The 16,630-nt window shown below is 55.0% G+C and carries 16 protein-coding genes; 5 read left to right on the forward strand and 11 right to left on the reverse strand.

Going from position 1 to position 16,630, the window contains the following annotated elements; genetic code table 11:
• Window positions 1-61: 61 nt before the first annotated feature.
• The 5 genes from EBA31_RS11755 to EBA31_RS11775 all read right to left on the reverse strand — a co-directional run bounded on the left by EBA31_RS11755 (window position 62) and on the right by EBA31_RS11775 (window position 4,696).
• On the reverse strand, window positions 62-904 hold the full coding sequence (locus EBA31_RS11755) for a class II fructose-bisphosphate aldolase (protein WP_048760913.1): 843 nt from the start codon (window positions 902-904) through the stop codon (window positions 62-64).
• The gene (locus EBA31_RS11760) at window positions 891-2,258 is read right to left on the reverse strand and encodes a PTS sugar transporter subunit IIC (RefSeq protein WP_020826730.1); all 1,368 of its coding nucleotides are present in this window, start codon (window positions 2,256-2,258) and stop codon (window positions 891-893) included. The genes EBA31_RS11755 and EBA31_RS11760 overlap by 14 nt, the downstream gene beginning before the upstream one ends.
• Window positions 2,251-2,565 carry a PTS sugar transporter subunit IIB gene (locus EBA31_RS11765; protein ID WP_020826731.1) on the reverse strand — a complete coding sequence of 105 codons (315 nt, stop codon included), beginning with the start codon at window positions 2,563-2,565 and terminating at the stop codon, window positions 2,251-2,253. Before EBA31_RS11765 ends, EBA31_RS11760 begins: the two co-directional genes overlap by 8 nt.
• Before the next feature lie 10 nt (window positions 2,566-2,575).
• Window positions 2,576-3,556 (reverse strand): 6-phosphofructokinase, encoded by a 981-nt coding sequence (locus EBA31_RS11770; RefSeq protein WP_116690560.1) that lies wholly within the window; start codon window positions 3,554-3,556, stop codon window positions 2,576-2,578.
• 384 nt (window positions 3,557-3,940) lie between these two features.
• The gene (locus EBA31_RS11775; RefSeq protein WP_044550769.1) at window positions 3,941-4,696 is read right to left on the reverse strand and encodes a DeoR/GlpR family DNA-binding transcription regulator; all 756 of its coding nucleotides are present in this window, start codon (window positions 4,694-4,696) and stop codon (window positions 3,941-3,943) included.
• A gap of 100 nt (window positions 4,697-4,796) precedes the next feature.
• On the opposite strand from EBA31_RS11775, the gene EBA31_RS11780 reads away from it, so the two are divergent.
• Both EBA31_RS11780 and EBA31_RS11785 read left to right on the forward strand, forming a co-directional pair.
• A complete protein-coding gene (locus EBA31_RS11780; RefSeq protein WP_122079183.1) occupies window positions 4,797-5,393 on the forward strand; it encodes an NUDIX domain-containing protein in 597 nt (198 codons plus the stop codon).
• Window positions 5,390-5,758 (forward strand): NUDIX hydrolase, encoded by a 369-nt coding sequence (locus tag EBA31_RS11785; protein ID WP_122079186.1) that lies wholly within the window; start codon window positions 5,390-5,392, stop codon window positions 5,756-5,758. The genes EBA31_RS11780 and EBA31_RS11785 overlap by 4 nt, the downstream gene beginning before the upstream one ends.
• Before the next feature lie 204 nt (window positions 5,759-5,962).
• Here EBA31_RS11785 and EBA31_RS11790 read toward each other — a convergent pair whose 3' ends face one another.
• On the reverse strand, window positions 5,963-7,144 hold the full coding sequence (locus tag EBA31_RS11790; protein WP_116690557.1) for a MalY/PatB family protein: 1,182 nt from the start codon (window positions 7,142-7,144) through the stop codon (window positions 5,963-5,965).
• Window positions 7,137-8,756, reverse strand: a complete 1,620-nt coding sequence (malX, locus tag EBA31_RS11795; RefSeq protein ID WP_048760927.1) for a maltose/glucose-specific PTS transporter subunit IIBC — start codon at window positions 8,754-8,756, stop codon at window positions 7,137-7,139. Before malX ends, EBA31_RS11790 begins: the two co-directional genes overlap by 8 nt.
• Window positions 8,757-9,018: 262 nt before the next feature.
• Between malX and EBA31_RS11800 the strand changes: the two genes are divergently transcribed.
• Window positions 9,019-10,050, forward strand: a complete 1,032-nt coding sequence (locus EBA31_RS11800) for a Mal regulon transcriptional regulator MalI (protein WP_046373658.1) — start codon at window positions 9,019-9,021, stop codon at window positions 10,048-10,050.
• Between the two features lie 2 nt (window positions 10,051-10,052).
• Here EBA31_RS11800 and EBA31_RS11805 read toward each other — a convergent pair whose 3' ends face one another.
• Window positions 10,053-10,928, reverse strand: coding sequence for a LysR family transcriptional regulator (locus tag EBA31_RS11805; protein WP_020826740.1), 876 nt, complete (start codon window positions 10,926-10,928; stop codon window positions 10,053-10,055).
• 204 nt (window positions 10,929-11,132) lie between these two features.
• Here EBA31_RS11805 and ampC point away from each other — a divergent pair, with 204 nt between their 5' ends.
• Window positions 11,133-12,269: a cephalosporin-hydrolyzing class C beta-lactamase gene (gene ampC / locus EBA31_RS11810; protein ID WP_048760931.1), complete on the forward strand. Its 1,137-nt coding sequence runs from the start codon at window positions 11,133-11,135 to the stop codon at window positions 12,267-12,269.
• 45 nt (window positions 12,270-12,314) lie between these two features.
• Here the strand turns inward: ampC and EBA31_RS11815 are convergent, their stop codons facing one another.
• The 3 genes from EBA31_RS11815 to EBA31_RS11825 all read right to left on the reverse strand — a co-directional run bounded on the left by EBA31_RS11815 (window position 12,315) and on the right by EBA31_RS11825 (window position 15,241).
• Complete coding sequence (locus EBA31_RS11815; RefSeq protein WP_122079189.1) at window positions 12,315-13,469, reverse strand: MFS transporter; 1,155 nt, start codon at window positions 13,467-13,469, stop codon at window positions 12,315-12,317.
• Window positions 13,470-13,545: 76 nt separating this feature from the next.
• Complete coding sequence (locus EBA31_RS11820) at window positions 13,546-14,148, reverse strand: TetR/AcrR family transcriptional regulator (protein WP_122079193.1); 603 nt, start codon at window positions 14,146-14,148, stop codon at window positions 13,546-13,548.
• 163 nt (window positions 14,149-14,311) lie between these two features.
• The gene (locus EBA31_RS11825; protein WP_122079195.1) at window positions 14,312-15,241 is read right to left on the reverse strand and encodes a LysR family transcriptional regulator; all 930 of its coding nucleotides are present in this window, start codon (window positions 15,239-15,241) and stop codon (window positions 14,312-14,314) included.
• 101 nt (window positions 15,242-15,342) lie between these two features.
• Between EBA31_RS11825 and EBA31_RS11830 the strand changes: the two genes are divergently transcribed.
• Window positions 15,343-16,509, forward strand: coding sequence for a serine hydrolase (locus EBA31_RS11830; RefSeq protein ID WP_122079198.1), 1,167 nt, complete (start codon window positions 15,343-15,345; stop codon window positions 16,507-16,509).
• Window positions 16,510-16,630: the final 121 nt, after the last annotated feature.

Here is a 16,630-nt window from a genome sequence, read left to right on the forward strand (position 1 = left end):
CCCCGACGGGCGCCGGGGCACCAGGGTTGTGGGTTTTATAAAAAAGAAAATAGGGCAGTGATTATTTAAACAGGCCGATCTTTTCCGTTAATACCTGGGTAACGGCATTGTTGGCGGGGATCAGGAATTTGCGCACGCTGTCATTGACCTTGCCCTTTTCAAAGGTTTGTTTGCATCGGTCTACCCATTGCACGTTCATCTCGGTGCCCACGTTAACTTTCTCGATGCCACCGGCTACCGCGAGCCGCATATCCTCATCGCTGACGCCGGTACCGCCATGCAGCACCAGCGGGGTACCTGTGGCGGCGGTGATTTCCGCCAGACGCTGGTGCTGGATATGCGCCTTGCCGGTATAGAGCCCGTGGACGGTGCCTACCGAGACCGCCAGCATATCGACCCCGGTTTCATCGACAAAGCGTTTGGCATCTTCCACCGTGGTAAAGCAGATATCCTCTTCTGCCACCGCCTTACCGTCTTCGGAGCCGCCGATGGCACCCAATTCGGCTTCTACCGACACGTTATGTTGGCGAGCAATGTCGATCACTCGACGGGTATTGGCGATGTTCTCATCCATTTCCAGGTGCGAACCGTCATACATTACCGAACTGAAGCCTGCGTCAATCGCCGTCTCGATGGAGGCAATGTCAGAGCAGTGATCCAAATGCAGGCAGGTGGGAACATCCTCGCTTTGGGCCAGAGAACGTACCGAATCAACCAGCAGCCTGTAACCCAAATATTCGGCAGTACCGGTCGAAATCTGGATCATCAACGGGCTGTGCATACTTTTGGCCGCTTTGAAAAAGGCCGGTAACATTTCCAGACAGTGGAGATTGAATGAACCTATCGCCTTGAAATCTCGGGCTTTAGCCACTGACAACAGCTCGTTGAAATTATAGAGTTTCATGGACTTTTTCCTCATGGTGCTTGGTTGATTTACCGTTAACAAACCACGCAATCAGCGTGACGAAGGCGATGAACAGGGCGATGAACAGCCAGTTGCCCTGGAAAGCATGTCCCATCACCAGCCCACTGCTGATGACGTCGGAGTCGCTGAAGGTCACCCCGACAAAGCCGTAACTTTCCAGCATCGGTACCAGAATGGCCGGCAGGAAGGTGATAAACAGGCCGTGAACAACCCCGCCAATCATGGCGCCGCGACGGCCACCGAGCGCATTACCGAAGATGCCAGCGGTGCCGCCGGCGAAGAAGTTGGTCAGCAGACCGGGCAGGATCATCGCCAGACCGAACATTGGGAAAACGATCATGCCGATGATTGAGCCAAGGGTGGTGGCGAGGAAGCCGACGATCACCGCGTTGGGGGCGTAAGGGAATAGCACCGGACAATCCAGCGCCGGTTTGGCATCCGGCACGACGCGCAGGGCGATACCGCGGAAGGCGGGTACCAGCTCATTGAGTAGCAGGCGTACGCCGCTGTAGAGGATAAATACGCCGGCGACAAACTGGATGGCCTGCATAAAGGAATACATCAGGTAGTTCATGCCGCCGGCATACTGGGCGATATACTGCGGACCGGCAGCCAGAGCCGGGATCAGATACATCGGGATCATCACCACCGCCATCGACAGGTAGGTGTCCTGCAGGAACTTGAAGTTATCGGGCAGCTCCAGGTCTTCGGTAGAGCGGGAGCCCTTACCGACCACCTTGGCGACGGCAGCCTGTACCAGATAGCCGATGGTGCAGAAGTGCCCCAGGGCCACATCGTCCGAACCGGTAATTTTGCGCACCACCGGCTGGGCCAGCGCAGGCATCAAGACCGCCATCACGCCGCCGAATATGCCGCCGGTCAGAATCAGCGGCATGCCGGTCAGCCCGGCCTTATAGCCGATCACCGCCCCTATGGTGGCCATCCACAGCAATGCCTGGCCGGTCAGGAAGATGTATTTGAACGGAGTAATGCGCGCAATGATGATATTCACCGCGAAAATTACCATCAGGGTCAGCGCCACTTCTGAACCCAACTCGCGGTTGGCCAAGCCGGCGATGGCGGCGACGTCGGTGATATAACCGGTCATGCCGAACCCTTGGGTGAATATACTGTTCAGATAGGTCAAGGCACCGACAATAATGTTGATGCCCGCCATCATGATCAGGAAACCCAGCAGGGTTTTGAAGGTGCCTTCGGCCACTTTGCCGATCGATTTCTTCTGTAGCAATAGCCCCAGCATGGCGATAAAAGCGACCAGAATGGAAGCCTGGCCCAACAGATCTTTGACGATAAAGTCAATCAGGCTATTCATGGCGGGTTTCCTTCATGTCACGTTCTTTCAGGAAGGCCACGATCTTTTGCTCAATTTCCACTTTATCGGTAAGCCGATGCAGAATAATGACCCGCTTCTTTTCCTCTTCGCTGGCGTCGGCATTTAAAATATCGGCGAAGGTTTTCTGGGTAAGAATAATATCTGATTTAAAGGCGCTGGCCTCAGAGATAGTAGTGTGATCAATATCTGCCTCAATCTCTAATTTCTTCAGCACCGCTCTTGCGCTCATTTCGATGGCAAAGCTGGAGCCGAGGCCACAGCCACATACGCACAGTATTTTAAGCATGGGTATCTCCTCAGATTATATTTAATTGCCTGGCGAGTTTGTAATGGTGTCCTTCGGTATCAACCAAACGTTTCTGCATGCTGATTAAATCGATGGGAATAGGTTGGTTGCCGGCATTAATAATGATTGCCTTATTCTTCATTCCTGAATGAATACAGCGAACCACTTCGCTGGCCATAATGGTCCCCTGATAAATCTCTTCGCCGGTCGGTTCACCATTGCGCAGACCGTAGCCCATAATCGTTTTACGAATACGCACGCCAATTTTTGGCTCCAATTGTTTTATCATGGTGTCGATAGCGCCTTGAAAACCGGGCGAGTATTCTTTGGTATAACCCTCTGAGCACAAAATAATCACGCTATTTTGCTGCTCAAGTCGTTGAGTTATTTTTTCTGCCAGCTGATTCAAGGCATATTGGCATTCCGGGATCAGGGCAAAATCCGCATTGGATTTGATGGCCGATTGCAGCGTCAACTCCCCGCAGTAGCCGCCCAGCAGCTCAATCATGAACACGCGTCCGGGCAGGGCGCGCCCGGTGTTTCTCAGTTTTGAGACTTCTTTTATCACCTGTTCGCAGGCGGTGGAAAAGCCAATGCTGTAATGACTGCCGAAAACGTCATTGTCGATAGTCATCCCCACGCCAAAACAGTTAATACCGAATTCACTGAGCGTATTTAAAAACTGCAGCGACCCGTCACCACCGGCCATAATAAGCACGTCTATGTGCAAGGCCTTAAGCTGTTTGCTGATGGTTTCATATTCTCCAGCCGTCAATTTCTTGGCCGTGCGGCCGGAAGAGATTATCGGCATTGATGAAATGGAGAAATCAACCAAATCGCGTTGGGCAATAGGATGGTGCTGATTAGCCAATAATCCGGGGATGCCACCGTTAAACAGAATGATATCTGCCTGCGCCAACCTGGCGACCTGGAAAATAAAGTTATTGATCCCGGTGACATCGCCGCCGCTTATTACTACGCCAATCTTCATATACCTGTCTCCAGCCAATTCCGTGGAGCTCATTGTCATTTTTGGCATCGGTAAAATTTGCAAGCAACATCACAAAACAATCACAAATATTTTTATAGATGGCCTTGACAGGCTTACCGGTAGGGTTAATTTTGCGAAGGAGATCTCATTTTATTTTTGGCGGCTTCGAGGTTTTTAGATGATGATTATTAATAATCAACGAGTTGCGTTCACGTCGCGTTAAGGCCGGTTTTACCGCCATCAATGACGAGGAGCAAAGAAATAAGTTTAATGAAGTGTGATAACTCTCGCATTTTTATTCGATACGCTGAGTGTGACGTTAATAAATACGCGGATAAAAGAAATAACCACGTATTTATTAAGTTATTTAATGATTGAGGTTATTCAGGCTCTAACCACGGTCAAACCGGCCTGTTCCAGCGGGCCCGTCAGTGCAGCATCGGTGGAGCGCTCGACGATAATACTCTGCGCCATGGAAATATCGCCAATGGCATATTGCGAGGCGGCATTGAGCTTGGCGGCCGAGGCCAATACCACGGTTTCTGCCGCCCGTGCGGCCAGTGCCCGCTTGATGTAAGCCTCTTCGAGATCGCCGGTGCTCAGGCCGGCGGTAGGGTGCACGCCAGTCACGCCCATAAAATAAATATCGGCGCGAATATGAGACATGGCTTCCACTGCGGCTGCGCCAACGCTGACGATCGAATGTTTATATAAACGCCCGCCGATCAGGATCACTTCGACCTTCGGGTGGTCTACCAGACCGACGGCCACGCTGGGGCTGTGGGTGACGACGGTGGCTTCCAGCGTGGGCGGGAGCTGCCTGACCAATTCGGCAGAAGTCGTGCCGCCATCCAGAATTACCACTTGCCCAGGGGTAATCATTGCCGCCGCGGCTTTGGCAATCGCACGTTTGGCGGCTGATTCCTGCCCGTTTCTTTCGGCAAAGGTGGCAATGGCCGGGGAAACCGGCAGCGCACCGCCGTGCACTCGTTGCAATAGGCCTTCACTGTCCAATTCGCGCAGATCGCGCCGCAGGGTATCTTCGGACAACCCGAACATCTCGCTGAGCTGTTTGGCCAGAACCTGTCCGTCCTGAGCCAGTTTTTCCAGAATGATTTTTTTACGTTGGCTGGTGAGCATGGCGTTTTCCCGTTAAATTTGCACTGCACGAAATATCTTGATCATACACGAAAATGCACGATAGTATCAATTTCCTTTCCTGCTTGTGGAGTTGAGCACCATGATCGCTACCCAAGATCGGGTTCGCATTGTCGAAACCCGGGTACTGTCTGATGACTGGTATTTGCTGAAAAAAACCACCTTTGATTTTTTGCGTCGCGATGGCGTATGGCAGCGACAAAGCCGCGAAACCTACGACCGCGGCGATGGAGCCACCATTTTGCTGTTTAACCGACAAAGGCAAAAGGTAGTGCTGACGCGTCAGTTCCGCTTCCCGGCGTTCGTCAATGGGCACGACGGCATGCTGATAGAGGCTGCCGCCGGGTTGCTGGACAATGCGTCGCCGGAAGAACGCATCCGGGCCGAAGCGGAAGAAGAAACCGGCTATATCGTGCAAAACGTGCAAAAGGTGTTTGAAGCTTACATGAGCCCCGGTTCGGTGACGGAGAAACTGCACTTTTTTGTCGGCGAATACCGGGCCGATGAGCGGGTCAGCAATGGCGGTGGGGTGGAAGCGGAAGGTGAAGATCTCGAAGTGCTGGAACTGCCGTTGGCAGACGCACTGCGCGCTGTCAGCCAGGGCACCATTGTCGATGCCAAAACCATCATGCTGCTGCAGTTTGTTGCCCTAAACCACACTCTGGAGAAACGTATATGAGCGCCCAACTGATCCTGATTGCCGGCCCGTACCGTAGCGGCACCGATGGCGATACACAGCGCATTGCCGACAACTTGCACCGGTTGGAGCAGGCCGCGCTGGCGGTCTATCAGCGTGGGCATGTGCCGGTGATCGGCGAATGGTTGGCGCTGCCCCTGGCAGCGGCGGCCGGTTCGACCCAGTTGGGGGATGCGGTGAGTGAAGCGTTTCTCTATCCGGTGGCCCACCGACTGATAGCCCAGTGCCAGGCTATTTATCGCATCGAAGGGGCGTCGGCCGGCGCGGATAACGACGTGCGCCTGGCTAATGAGTGGGGAATACCGGTGTATTATCGTCTGGATGATATCCCGCAGTTGACACCGTAAGAATGAAAAAAGGCAGGCTTTCGCCTGCCTCAGACTGCGGACATACCCGCGAAAGGCTAAGCCGGTAGGGGTCGAACATGTTCGACCCGATTTAACTCATTGATTATGCTAATGGGCGCAGCATGCAGCGCCCCTACAGTAAAACAACAGAGCACTTCGTCAACGGTTTCAGGCAGGCTTTCGCCTGCCTTCCAGCCCCTCAGTTCAAACCTCGTCCAACACAAACTTCAACCCATTTATCAGCTTGTCCATGCCCGCCTCGAGCTTGCTGCGCGGGCAACCTACGTTCAGCCGCAGGAAGCCACGGCCTTCTTCGCCGTAGGTGAAACCGGGCATAATCGCTACCTTCTCGCGCTCAATCAGAACCTGCTGTAGCTGGCGATCGTCTATGCCCAGTGGGCGCAGATCGATCCAGGCCAGATAGGTAGACTGCGGCGGCTGCCAGGCCAGGGCGGGAAAGGCCTGATTCAGCCGCTCGGCGACGTACGTCAGGTTGTCCTGCAGGTAATCACGCAGCGCATCCAACCAGGGTTCGCCGTGGCGATAAGCGGCAATATGCGCCGCCACCGCCAGCACCGCCGGGGAAGATAAGCCGTCGCGCGCTTTCAACTGCTGGAAATAAGCCTCGCGACTGGCATCGTCACTGATAAAACCGTAGGCGCCGGTCAACGCCGGGATATTGAAGGTTTTCGAACCTGAAGTCAGCAGTGCCCAGGGCGTGGTGGCGACCTGACTCCACGGCGTGTGGCGGTTTTCCCCCCAGACCATATCCATGTGGATCTCATCGCTGATCACCCGTACGTCGTGGCGTTCGCACAGCTCAGCCATCTGCTGTAATTCTTCTGCGCGCCATACCTTGCCGGTCGGGTTCTGCGGGCTGCAAAGCAGCAGAATTTTGGTCTGTGGCCGTGCCAGCAAGGCTTCCAGGTGCGCCATATCGCACAACCAGTCGTTACCCTGCTTATGCAGCGGGCAGGCCAACAGTTGGCGCTGATTACCGAGGATCACCTTATAAAAGGCGTCATAGGCCGGGGTATGGGTGACCACGTATTCACCCGGTGCCGACCACTGGCGAATCAGTTGCGCCACCATATAAATTACCGACGGGCCATACACGGCCATGTTGGTGTCGACGGCGGTCGCAAAGCGCTGTTGATACCAGTGGCGTACCGCACCGAGAAAATCTTCATGCTGCCAGCGGCTGTAACCCAGTACGCCATGCTGCAGGCGCTGTTGCAGCGCCTCGAGGATGCAGGGGGCGGTGGCGAAATCCATATCGGAGATGGTAAAAGGCAATAAATCGTCATGGCCAAAGCGATCGGCAATGTAATCCCACTGCGTGCACCAGGTACCGTGCCGATCGACCGGGGTAGAAAAATCAAACATGAGACGCTCCCTGCAGGGCCGCAGCAGGTTGCGCGGCGGCTATCAGTGAGTCTAATTCATCTTTCACCGATTGCACCTGCGGGCCGATCACCACCTGCAGGTTATGCTCGTTAAGGTGCACCACGCCAATCGCGCGGTTGGCTTTCAGCGCGGCATCGTCCACTTTGCTCATATCATCAACGGACAAGCGTAAACGGGTGATGCAGTTATCCAAAGAGACGATGTTCTCGCTACCGCCCAGCGCCGCCAGGATTGCCGGCACGTTATAACCGGATTTGCCTACCGCACCGACAGGGGCGCTTTGGCTGCCGGCAGTCTCGCTTTCACGGCCCGGCGTTTTGATATTAAAGCGCTGAATGGAGAAACGGAAAATAGCGTAGTAGGCCGCGAACCAGATGGCGGCAACGATCGGCACCAGATACCACTTGGTGGCGGTGCCGTGCAGGATGCCGAACACCACGAAGTCGATGATGTTGCCGTCGGTGTTGCCGATGGTTACACCCAGCAGCGCCATCACGGTGAAGCCCAGCCCGGTCAGGATGGCATGAATGAAGTACAGGAAAGGCGCGACGAACAGGAACAGGAACTCGATCGGTTCGGTAGTCCCGCCGACCACGCAGGCCACTACGCCGGAGATCAGCAGGCCCTTAATCTTATGGCGGTTTTCCGGTTTGGCGCAGTGATACATTGCCAACGCCGCTCCCGGCAGACCGCCGAGGAATGCCGGCATTTTACCCTGTGACAGGAAGCGGGTGGCGCTTTCGGCAAAGCCGGTGGTGGTCGGGCAGGAGAGTTGCGCCTGGAAGATGGTCAGTGCGCCGCTGACGCTATGGCCGCATACGTCCAGCGTGCCGCCCGCCTCTGTAAAGCGAATTAGCGCCACCAGAATATGGTGCAGGCCGAACGGCAACAGCAGGCGTTCGCCGGTACCGAAAATCATCGGCCCAAAGGCACCGGCACCATTAATCACCCAGCCCAGCCCGTTGATGCCGGCGGCAAACCACGGCCAGATCAGAGGAATCACCAGCCCACACAGGCCCAGTACCAGGGTAGTGACGATCGGCACGAAGCGGGTGCCGCCAAAGAACGCCAGCGCATCCGGCAGTCGAATGGTATTAAAACGCTCATGCAGCAGGTAAACGATAATGCCGACGATCACCGCCCCCAGAATGCCGGTATCGATCGACTGAATGCCGAGGATGTTCTGGATGTTATTGGCTTTCAACACCAGCGGATCGGTGGTGGGCAAAATGCCGGCGGTGGTCAGATAGAAGTTGGTGGCCAGGTTCAGCACCGCAAAACCGACAAAGCCCGAGAACGCGGCGACACCCTTGTTTTCACGCGCCATGCCCAGCGGAATGGCGATGGCAAACATCACCGGCAGGAAGCTGAAGGCGAATGAGCCAATCTTGCTCATCCAGGTGAACAACAACTGGAAGGCAGGGTGGCCGATAAACGGCATCAGGGTGATGACGTCGCGGCTGCTTAGCGAACTGCCGATCCCCAGCATGATGCCGCAGAACGACAGCAGGGCGACGGGCAGCATGAATGTTTTGCCCAGGCTCTGGAAAAACTCCCAGAGCGTAATTTTTTGTTTTTTAGGTGCTGGCATAACCGGCGGCTCCTGGCGAAAAAACGTGCAAAAATGGTGTGTACCCCTGTTAGGTAAAAATAAGATAAAACGTTTTACCTAGCAAAAATGCGCCGCTAATCACAATTTCAAAGCCTGCTTTGCGGTGAGAATGGATGAGCCAGTAAAACGTTTTACTGATCAAACAGATTCGGTATACCATTTACTCCAAGAGACATCCCCCTGGCTTGCTACCCTTGACTGGCCAGGGGACAGAATGCCCAGGATCGGGCTCGCCGAGGTCATAACCATCAAAAAGATCACCATCACTGATGTTGCGCAGCAGGCCGGCGTCTCCGTCACCACGGTTTCGCTGGTGCTGAGTGGCAAAGGGCGCATTTCATCGACCACCGTAACGCGGGTGAATCAGGCGATTGAAAGCCTGGGCTACGTGCGTAACCGTCAGGCGGCGACGCTGCGTGGCGGAGAGTCGGGCGTGATTGGGCTGATCCTGCGTGATATTTGCGAGCCGTTTTATGCGGAAATGACTGCGGGGCTGAGCGAAGTGCTGGAGGAACACGGCAAAGTGCTGTTCCTGACCCAAAGCGGTCGCGATGGCAAAGGGCTGATGCGTTGTTTTGATACCCTGCTGGAGCACGGCGTTGACGGCATGGTGCTGGCGGGCGGCGTGCGTATGGCCGAGGGGCTGAAGGAAAAAGCCGCAGAGCAGGGGGTTCCGTTAGTCTGTGCGGCACGTTCCAACGGTTTGGACGGGGTAGACGTGGTGCGGCCGGACAATATGCAGGCCGCCAAACTGGCCACTGAATTTCTGATCAAACGCGGTCACAGCCAAATCGCCTATCTCGGCGGGCAAAGCAGCTCGTTGACCCGCGCCGAGCGCCTGGGGGGCTTTTGCGCCACGTTGGTACAGTACGGCCTGCCTTTTCGCACCGAATGGATTGTCGAGTGCGACTGTCAGCAACGGGCGGCGGCGGAAGCGGCAGAAAATCTGCTGCGCCAGTATCCGAACATCAGCGCACTGGTGTGCCACAAGGCGTCGGTGGCGCTGGGGGCTTATTTTGGCATCGTACGTAGTGGGCGCAGTATTGGCTCGGAAGGCGTGGATACCTATTACGGTCAGCAGGTGGCCCTGATCGGTTTTGGCGACGTTCCGGAAGCCGAACTGACCGAGCCGCCCTTGACGCTGGTTTCCAGTTCTGCGCGTGAAGTGGGCCGCAGCGCGGCCTCACGCTTGCTACAGCGGATTGCTGATACCGGGTTGCCGCCGCAAAACGTTATCCTGCCACCAATGTTGATTAAACGCGGTTCTGCCTGAATTTACGCCGACTCTTCATTGGCCTGTTGCTGTATCCACCCGACAAACACCTTCATCGCGGGTGTCATATCGCGTGATTTCAGGTGGGTGAGCCAGTAAGCACCAAGATTGGCTTCGGCGGCAAAGGGGCGCTGCAATACCCCCTCGCGTAATTCGCGAGCAAACATGCGGGCCGGTGCCAGGGCGACGCCGCCGCTGTGAATGGCACCTTCCACCATCAGCCGCGAAGAGTCGAATACCGGGCCGTTTATCCGCCATGGCGTGACCTGTGCCGCGGTGAACCAACGCTCCCATTCGTCTTTGCGATAGCTGCGCATCAGAAGTTCGTGTTGTAGATCCTGCGGCGTGCGCAGGCGTTGGGCGATTTCCGGCGGGCACAGCACCGTCAGCGGGGCGTCAAACAATTTAAGGTTGTGGGTAGCGGGCCAGCGTCCTTCGCCGAAGCGGATAGCAAAATCCATTCCGTCGGCGGACAGGTTAACCAGGTTATTGTTGGTCAAGACACGCAGATCGATAAACGGATGCGATGCTCTGAAGGCCGCCAGACGCGGCATTAGCCACCCAACGGCAAAGGTACCAACCACCGCCACCGTCAGCACCTCATGGAAATGCCCGCCTTCGAACTGCTGTAGCACCGATTCAATGCGGTCGAAGGCGTCGGTCAATATTGGCAGCAACGCCTGTCCTTCTTCGGTAAGATCCAGACCACGTGGCAGCCGCCGGAACAGTTGAATACCCAACTGTTGTTCTAGCGTTCGCACCTGTTGGCTGACGGCGGCCTGGGTAACGCTCAGTTCCAATCCGGCGCGGGTAAAATTCAGGTGGCGGGCGGAGGATTCAAACGCCCGCAGAGCATTCAGAGGAAGTCGATTGCGCATAAGCTAAGCCATAAGTTTTTCTTTATGCTGGCTGAAATTATTATCGCTTGTCAATCTATGTCTAAACCCCGATATTTTGCGCAGCTGGTGCGGATATCACGCAGTCAGAAAAGGAATACCTTCATCAACCAGGGATGTCTTTGTGTCGAATGACAACAAAATCTTTTAGCCTCGGCCGATACCCTAAAACTCAAGAGCTTCATTATGACGAAAATAAATCGCTTGGCGGCCGCGTTGTTCGCCGCACTGATCCTGCCGGCAGGCCATGCCGCCGACAAAGCCGACATTGACGCCATTATTCAGCCGCTGATGCAGAAATATGCCGTTCCAGGCATGGCAATTGCGGTATCGGTAGAGGGGAAACAGCAGTTTTATCACTATGGCGTGGCGTCCAGGCAGACCGGCAAACCAATCACCAACCAGACGCTGTTTGAAATTGGTTCATTGAGCAAAACCTTCACTGCGACCTTGGCGACCTACGCGGTCAGTGAAGGCAAAATGTCGTTTGCCGATCCGGCCAGTCGATATTTGCCGGCGTTGCGCGGCAGCGCCTTTGACCATGTCACCTTGTTGAATTTGGCGACCCACACCTCCGGTCTGCCGCTGTTTGTCCCGGACGACGTGACCAACGACGCGCAGTTGATGGCCTATTACCAACAATGGCAGCCGCCGCATGCGGTGGGCAGCTACCGCGTTTATTCCAACCTGGGCATCGGTATGCTGGGGATAATTACCGCCAAGAGCCTGAACCAGCCCTTTACCCAGGCGATGGAAAAACAGCTGCTGCCGGCTCTGGGGATGAATCACACTTATATTAAGGTGCCGGCCGAAGAAATGGCGAATTACGCCCAGGGTTACAATAAAAAAGACCAACCGGTGCGCGTCACGCCGGGGCCATTGGATGCCGAAGCCTACGGCATCAAATCCAACGCCCAGGATCTGATCCGCTACCTCGACGCCAACATGCAGGTGGTCAAGGTCGGGGATCCGTGGCGCAAGGCGCTGGCGGCCACCCATACCGGTTATTACCGCACCGGGGTGTTTACTCAGGATCTGATGTGGGAAAGCTATGCGTATCCAGAGAAGTTGGCGACGCTGACGGAAGGCAACAATGCCGGAATGATCATGAACGGGGCGCCGGCCACGGCGATAACGCCGCCGAAACAGGATCAGGGCGCGGCCTGGTACAACAAAACCGGTTCGACCGGCGGCTTCTCCACTTATGCGGTATTTATCCCTTCGCAAAAAATTGCGGTGGTGATGCTGGCCAATAAATGGTTCCCGAACGATGACCGGGTTGCAGCCACTTACCGTATTGTTCAGGCGCTGGACAAACGCTGATACCAATAGGGGCGCTGCGGCGCCCCTGACTTCACTCGTTATAAATTAACGCCAGCCCTGCTGACCGCGACGCAAATAGGGTAAAATTGACAACAGCGCCAATACTGCCAATGCCATCCCGATCCACAACGCCGAACGCAAGCCATAACCGGAGGCGATCGCCATTCCCCCCAAATAAGAACCGCCACCTAAACCAATATTAATCACTGAGGTATGAACCGCATTAACCATAGGCCCTGGATGCGCCACGCTAACAATTCTCGCCATCATGGCAGGGTTCATTGGCACACCGGATAGGCCAATCAGTATTACCGCGCAAATGGCGATTAACGGGTATTCGGCAAATAACGCCATGCCGAACAACGACAGGCTCAGAATAGACAGCCCCACTACCATAATCGCCAGACTGTGGCGATAGGCCAAGCGCCCGGTGATCATGTTACCGACAATATTGGCCAGGCCGTAAAGCATCAAAATAAACGGCACGGCCTGCATGCTAAAGCCGCTGACGTCGACCAAAACGGGAACGAAATAGCTGAAGGCTGCGAAGCTGGCACCCAGAATTAAGCAGCTGGTGGTGCAGGCTTTCCAATAGGCCTTGTTTTTAAACGCCTTGATTTCCTCTGCCATTTTGAGCGTCCTGCCTGCGGCGATAGCGGGTAACAGGCGCACCAGCGCAAGCAAACAGATAAAGACCAACACGGCGACCAGACCGAAGGTGATGCGCCAGCCCCAGTGTTGATCGATGATAGTCGCAAGAGGGACGCCGAATACGTTAGAGACCATGAAACCGCCGATGACTATTGAAGCGGCGCGCGGGCGGTGTTGTATCGGAACCAGCGCCATGCTGGTTGCCAGCGAGAGGCTCAAACACCCAGCGCATAAAATGCCCGTCACAATTCGGATAGCAACCAGAATAGAATAGTCGGAAATAAAGGCACTCAAACCTTGTACCACCACATACAGAGCTAATAGCCACAATAAGGTGGTTCGGTAGGGGGCTTTAAATTTTAAGAAAAAATAGGTTAATACCGGGCCACCCAACATTACGCCAAAGGCATAATAAGAAATTAAATGGCCAACTTCCCCGACGGTGATGCTAAAGGCTTCGGACAAAGTAGACATCATGCCCGCCACCATTAATTCTGCTGTGCCAATTGAAAAAATGGCCAACCCCAATATATACACTGCTAACGGCATAGCTTTACTGCTCTCCTGGATTTTGAATGATCGTTACAAAAATATTTAATACTCTGCGTGAGATTTTTTCTTTGTTTTATAAGTTGATTAACAGACCTGCGACGACGTCTTCGAGGGTGTTTCTATCTGAAATGTTTTTATTCAGCACGCGCAAACCGTAATAACCGGCTAAAAAGCCTCTGGCCATTTCCATCGCGGATGCTTTGCTACCGAGTTCTCCCGTTTGTTGGCCTTCGGTAAACACCGCGACCAGGGTTTGTTCTAAACGTTGCCGATATTCCTGATTCAGACTGGCGACCGCCTGGTCTTTGCTGCCTCGCTCCAGTGCCGAGAACAAGACCATGGCGTCATGTTGCTCGGGTTGCGAGAGATCTTCGGCAATTCCCCACAGCAGCAGGGTACGTAGTCGCTCCTTCACCAGGCCAGGCTGGGTGAGAATGGCTAATTGCGCCGACATGGTGTGTTCATGGCTGCGCAATAACGCTTGCTCGTACAGAGCTTGCTTGCTACCAAAGGCATTATATAGGCTTCCTCTCCCCAACCCGGTACCGTTGCATAAATCTTGCGCAGAGGTGCCTGCATAGCCATTGACGCTAAAAACGGCCACGGCGGCATCAATGACATCCTCATCTTCGAACTGTCTCGGACGACCTGGATAGATAGGTTTTTCAGCACTCATGGCGGATTGGGGGGCTTTAAATGAGTTGAGGCCGTATAGTATTGATTGTGGAACGATCAGTCAAATAATTTCCCCTCGGTTATTTATCGAATGGCCTAATGAAATATATTTATATTTATCAGTTAATTACGATATTTCCGGTCACGGTGCAGCCAAAAAAGACTCAGGGCGCGCTAAGGCTGTTTTCGAAAGGAGACTGTTGCGCTCGTTTTTCGCGCATAAAATCAATAAACACGCGCAGCTTGAGCGGCATATGTCGACTGGCGGGAAAATAGAGGAAAAACCCGGGAGCATCGCTGCCGTAATCGGCCAGAACTTCCACCAGTTGCCCACTGCTCAGTTCACGGTGTACCGTGCCGCTAAACCGCTGGGTGATGCCCAATCCCGCCAGCGCGGCATCTTTAATCAGTCTGTCTTCATTAAATATCAGGCTGCCGCCGACCTCCAGCGTCAGCTGCGCGCCATCCTGCTTGAAGTACCAGGGTTCGAATTTACCGCTGCCGGGAAAACGGTAGCGCAGACAGTCGTGATCGTTCAGCGCTTGCGGTGTTTGCGGCGTGCCGTGCTGCGCCAAATAGCCGGGGGCGGCGATCACCACCCGTTTCTGACCGTTGTCGATGGGGACCGCAATCATGTCTTTTTGCAGCATGGCGTGCATGCGGATACCGGCATCAAAACTGTCCAGCACCAGATCGGAGAAATGGTCGTCGGTAAACAGCTCAAGCTGGATCTCGGGGTAACGTGCCTGAAACTCGGCCAAATGCGGGATAACCAGCAGCGAAGCCGCCAGCTGTGGCAGAGTGATGCGTAACAGCCCGGAAGGGCGGCCGCGCAAAGTTCGCAGATCTTCGGCCGCCACGTCAATCTGACCCATAGCCGGAGCTACCCGTTGATAAAACAAGCGGCCTTCGTCGCCTAGCCGCACGGAGCGGCTGGTGCGGTTGAACAACCGTACGCCCAGGCGGGTTTCCAACGCCTGAATGTTTTGCGAGACAGCCGGAGGCGTGACGCCCAATTGATTGGCTGCCTGAGTAAAACTGCCCAATCGGGCGACGGCTTCGAAAAACGGCAGCAGCTGCAACAGTGAGCTCATCTATCAGTAATTCCTGCTTAATGATCCGTTAAGAAATGCGGCATTTAATTTTATAATAATCGCTTTAGACTGATTTCATCATCCTCAGAGAGCAACAAAACATGTCGATAGCGGATCAGTCATTAGCAAAAAGAGTGCAGGGCGTTAGCCAACGGGCGATTGAGGAAGGGCGTATCGTTGGCAGCGTGGTGCTGGTCGCTCGGCACGGTCGCGTGGTTTACGCCAATGCCAGCGGCTATGCCGATCGTGAACAGAAGAAGCCTATGAGGCGTGAGACCCAATTTCGGCTGTCGTCGGTGTCCAAGCCTTACATTACGCTGGCGGCCATGCGCATGGTCGAACAGCAAAAGCTGGGGCTGGATGATACCGTCAGCCGTTGGTTGCCGTGGTTTACTCCGGCGCTGGCCGATGGGGTTCGCCCGCCAATTAAAATCCGTCATTTGCTGAGCCATACTGCCGGGCTGGATTATGGTCTGAGTCAGCCTGCGGAAGGACCGTATCATCGACTCGGCATTAAAGACGGTATGGAACTGTCGTCGTTAACGCTGGAGCAGAATCTGCGCCTGTTGGCGCAGGCCGATCTGTTGGCCGAGCCGGGCAGCGAGTTTCGCTATTCACTGGCAATCGATGTGCTGGGGGCGGTGCTGGAACAGGTGGCGGGCGAGCCCTTGCCGCAGGTGTTCAACCACTGGGTTGCCCAACCTTTGGGGTTGCGTAATACCGGTTTTTACACCGCCGATGCCGATAATCTGGCAACGGCGTATCACGACACTGCCGCGCAGCCGCAACCTATACGAGATGGCATGTTGCTGACCCTGCCGGAAGGGTTCGGCTTCGAGATTGAAATGGCACCCTCGCGTGCGCTGGACGCTCAGGCCTATCCTTCTGGCGGCGCTGGCATGGTCGGCGATGCAGACGATGTGTTGCAGTTGGTGGAAACCTTGCGCACTGGCAAGGAAGGCATTTTACAGCCGACCACTGCGGCGCTGATGCGTCAAGCGCATGTCGGGTCGCACGCCGAGACTCAGGGGCCCGGCTGGGGGTTTGGTTTCGGCGGTGCAGTACTGGAGGACGCGCAGTTGGCGGCAACGCCTCAGCATAACGGCACTTTGCAGTGGGGCGGTGTCTATGGCCACAGTTGGTTTTACGATCCGCAAGCGGCGATCAGCGTGGTAGCCTTGACCAATACGGCCTTTGAAGGCATGAGCGGACTTTACCCGCAACAAATCCGCGATGCCGTCTACGGGACAAACGCACCCACTCGCTAAGCATCACCTGCTTAAGCCTATGAAGGAAGGTTGCGGCTTTGGCGCGATCGACCAGCGCTGAGCGTGTATAAAACGATATGGCCTGACCATGATGACGATTAACGCCTGGCAGGAAAAAAGG

It is taken from the genome of Serratia sp. P2ACOL2 (assembly GCF_003691565.1).
GTDB lineage: Bacteria > Pseudomonadota > Gammaproteobacteria > Enterobacterales > Enterobacteriaceae > Serratia > Serratia liquefaciens.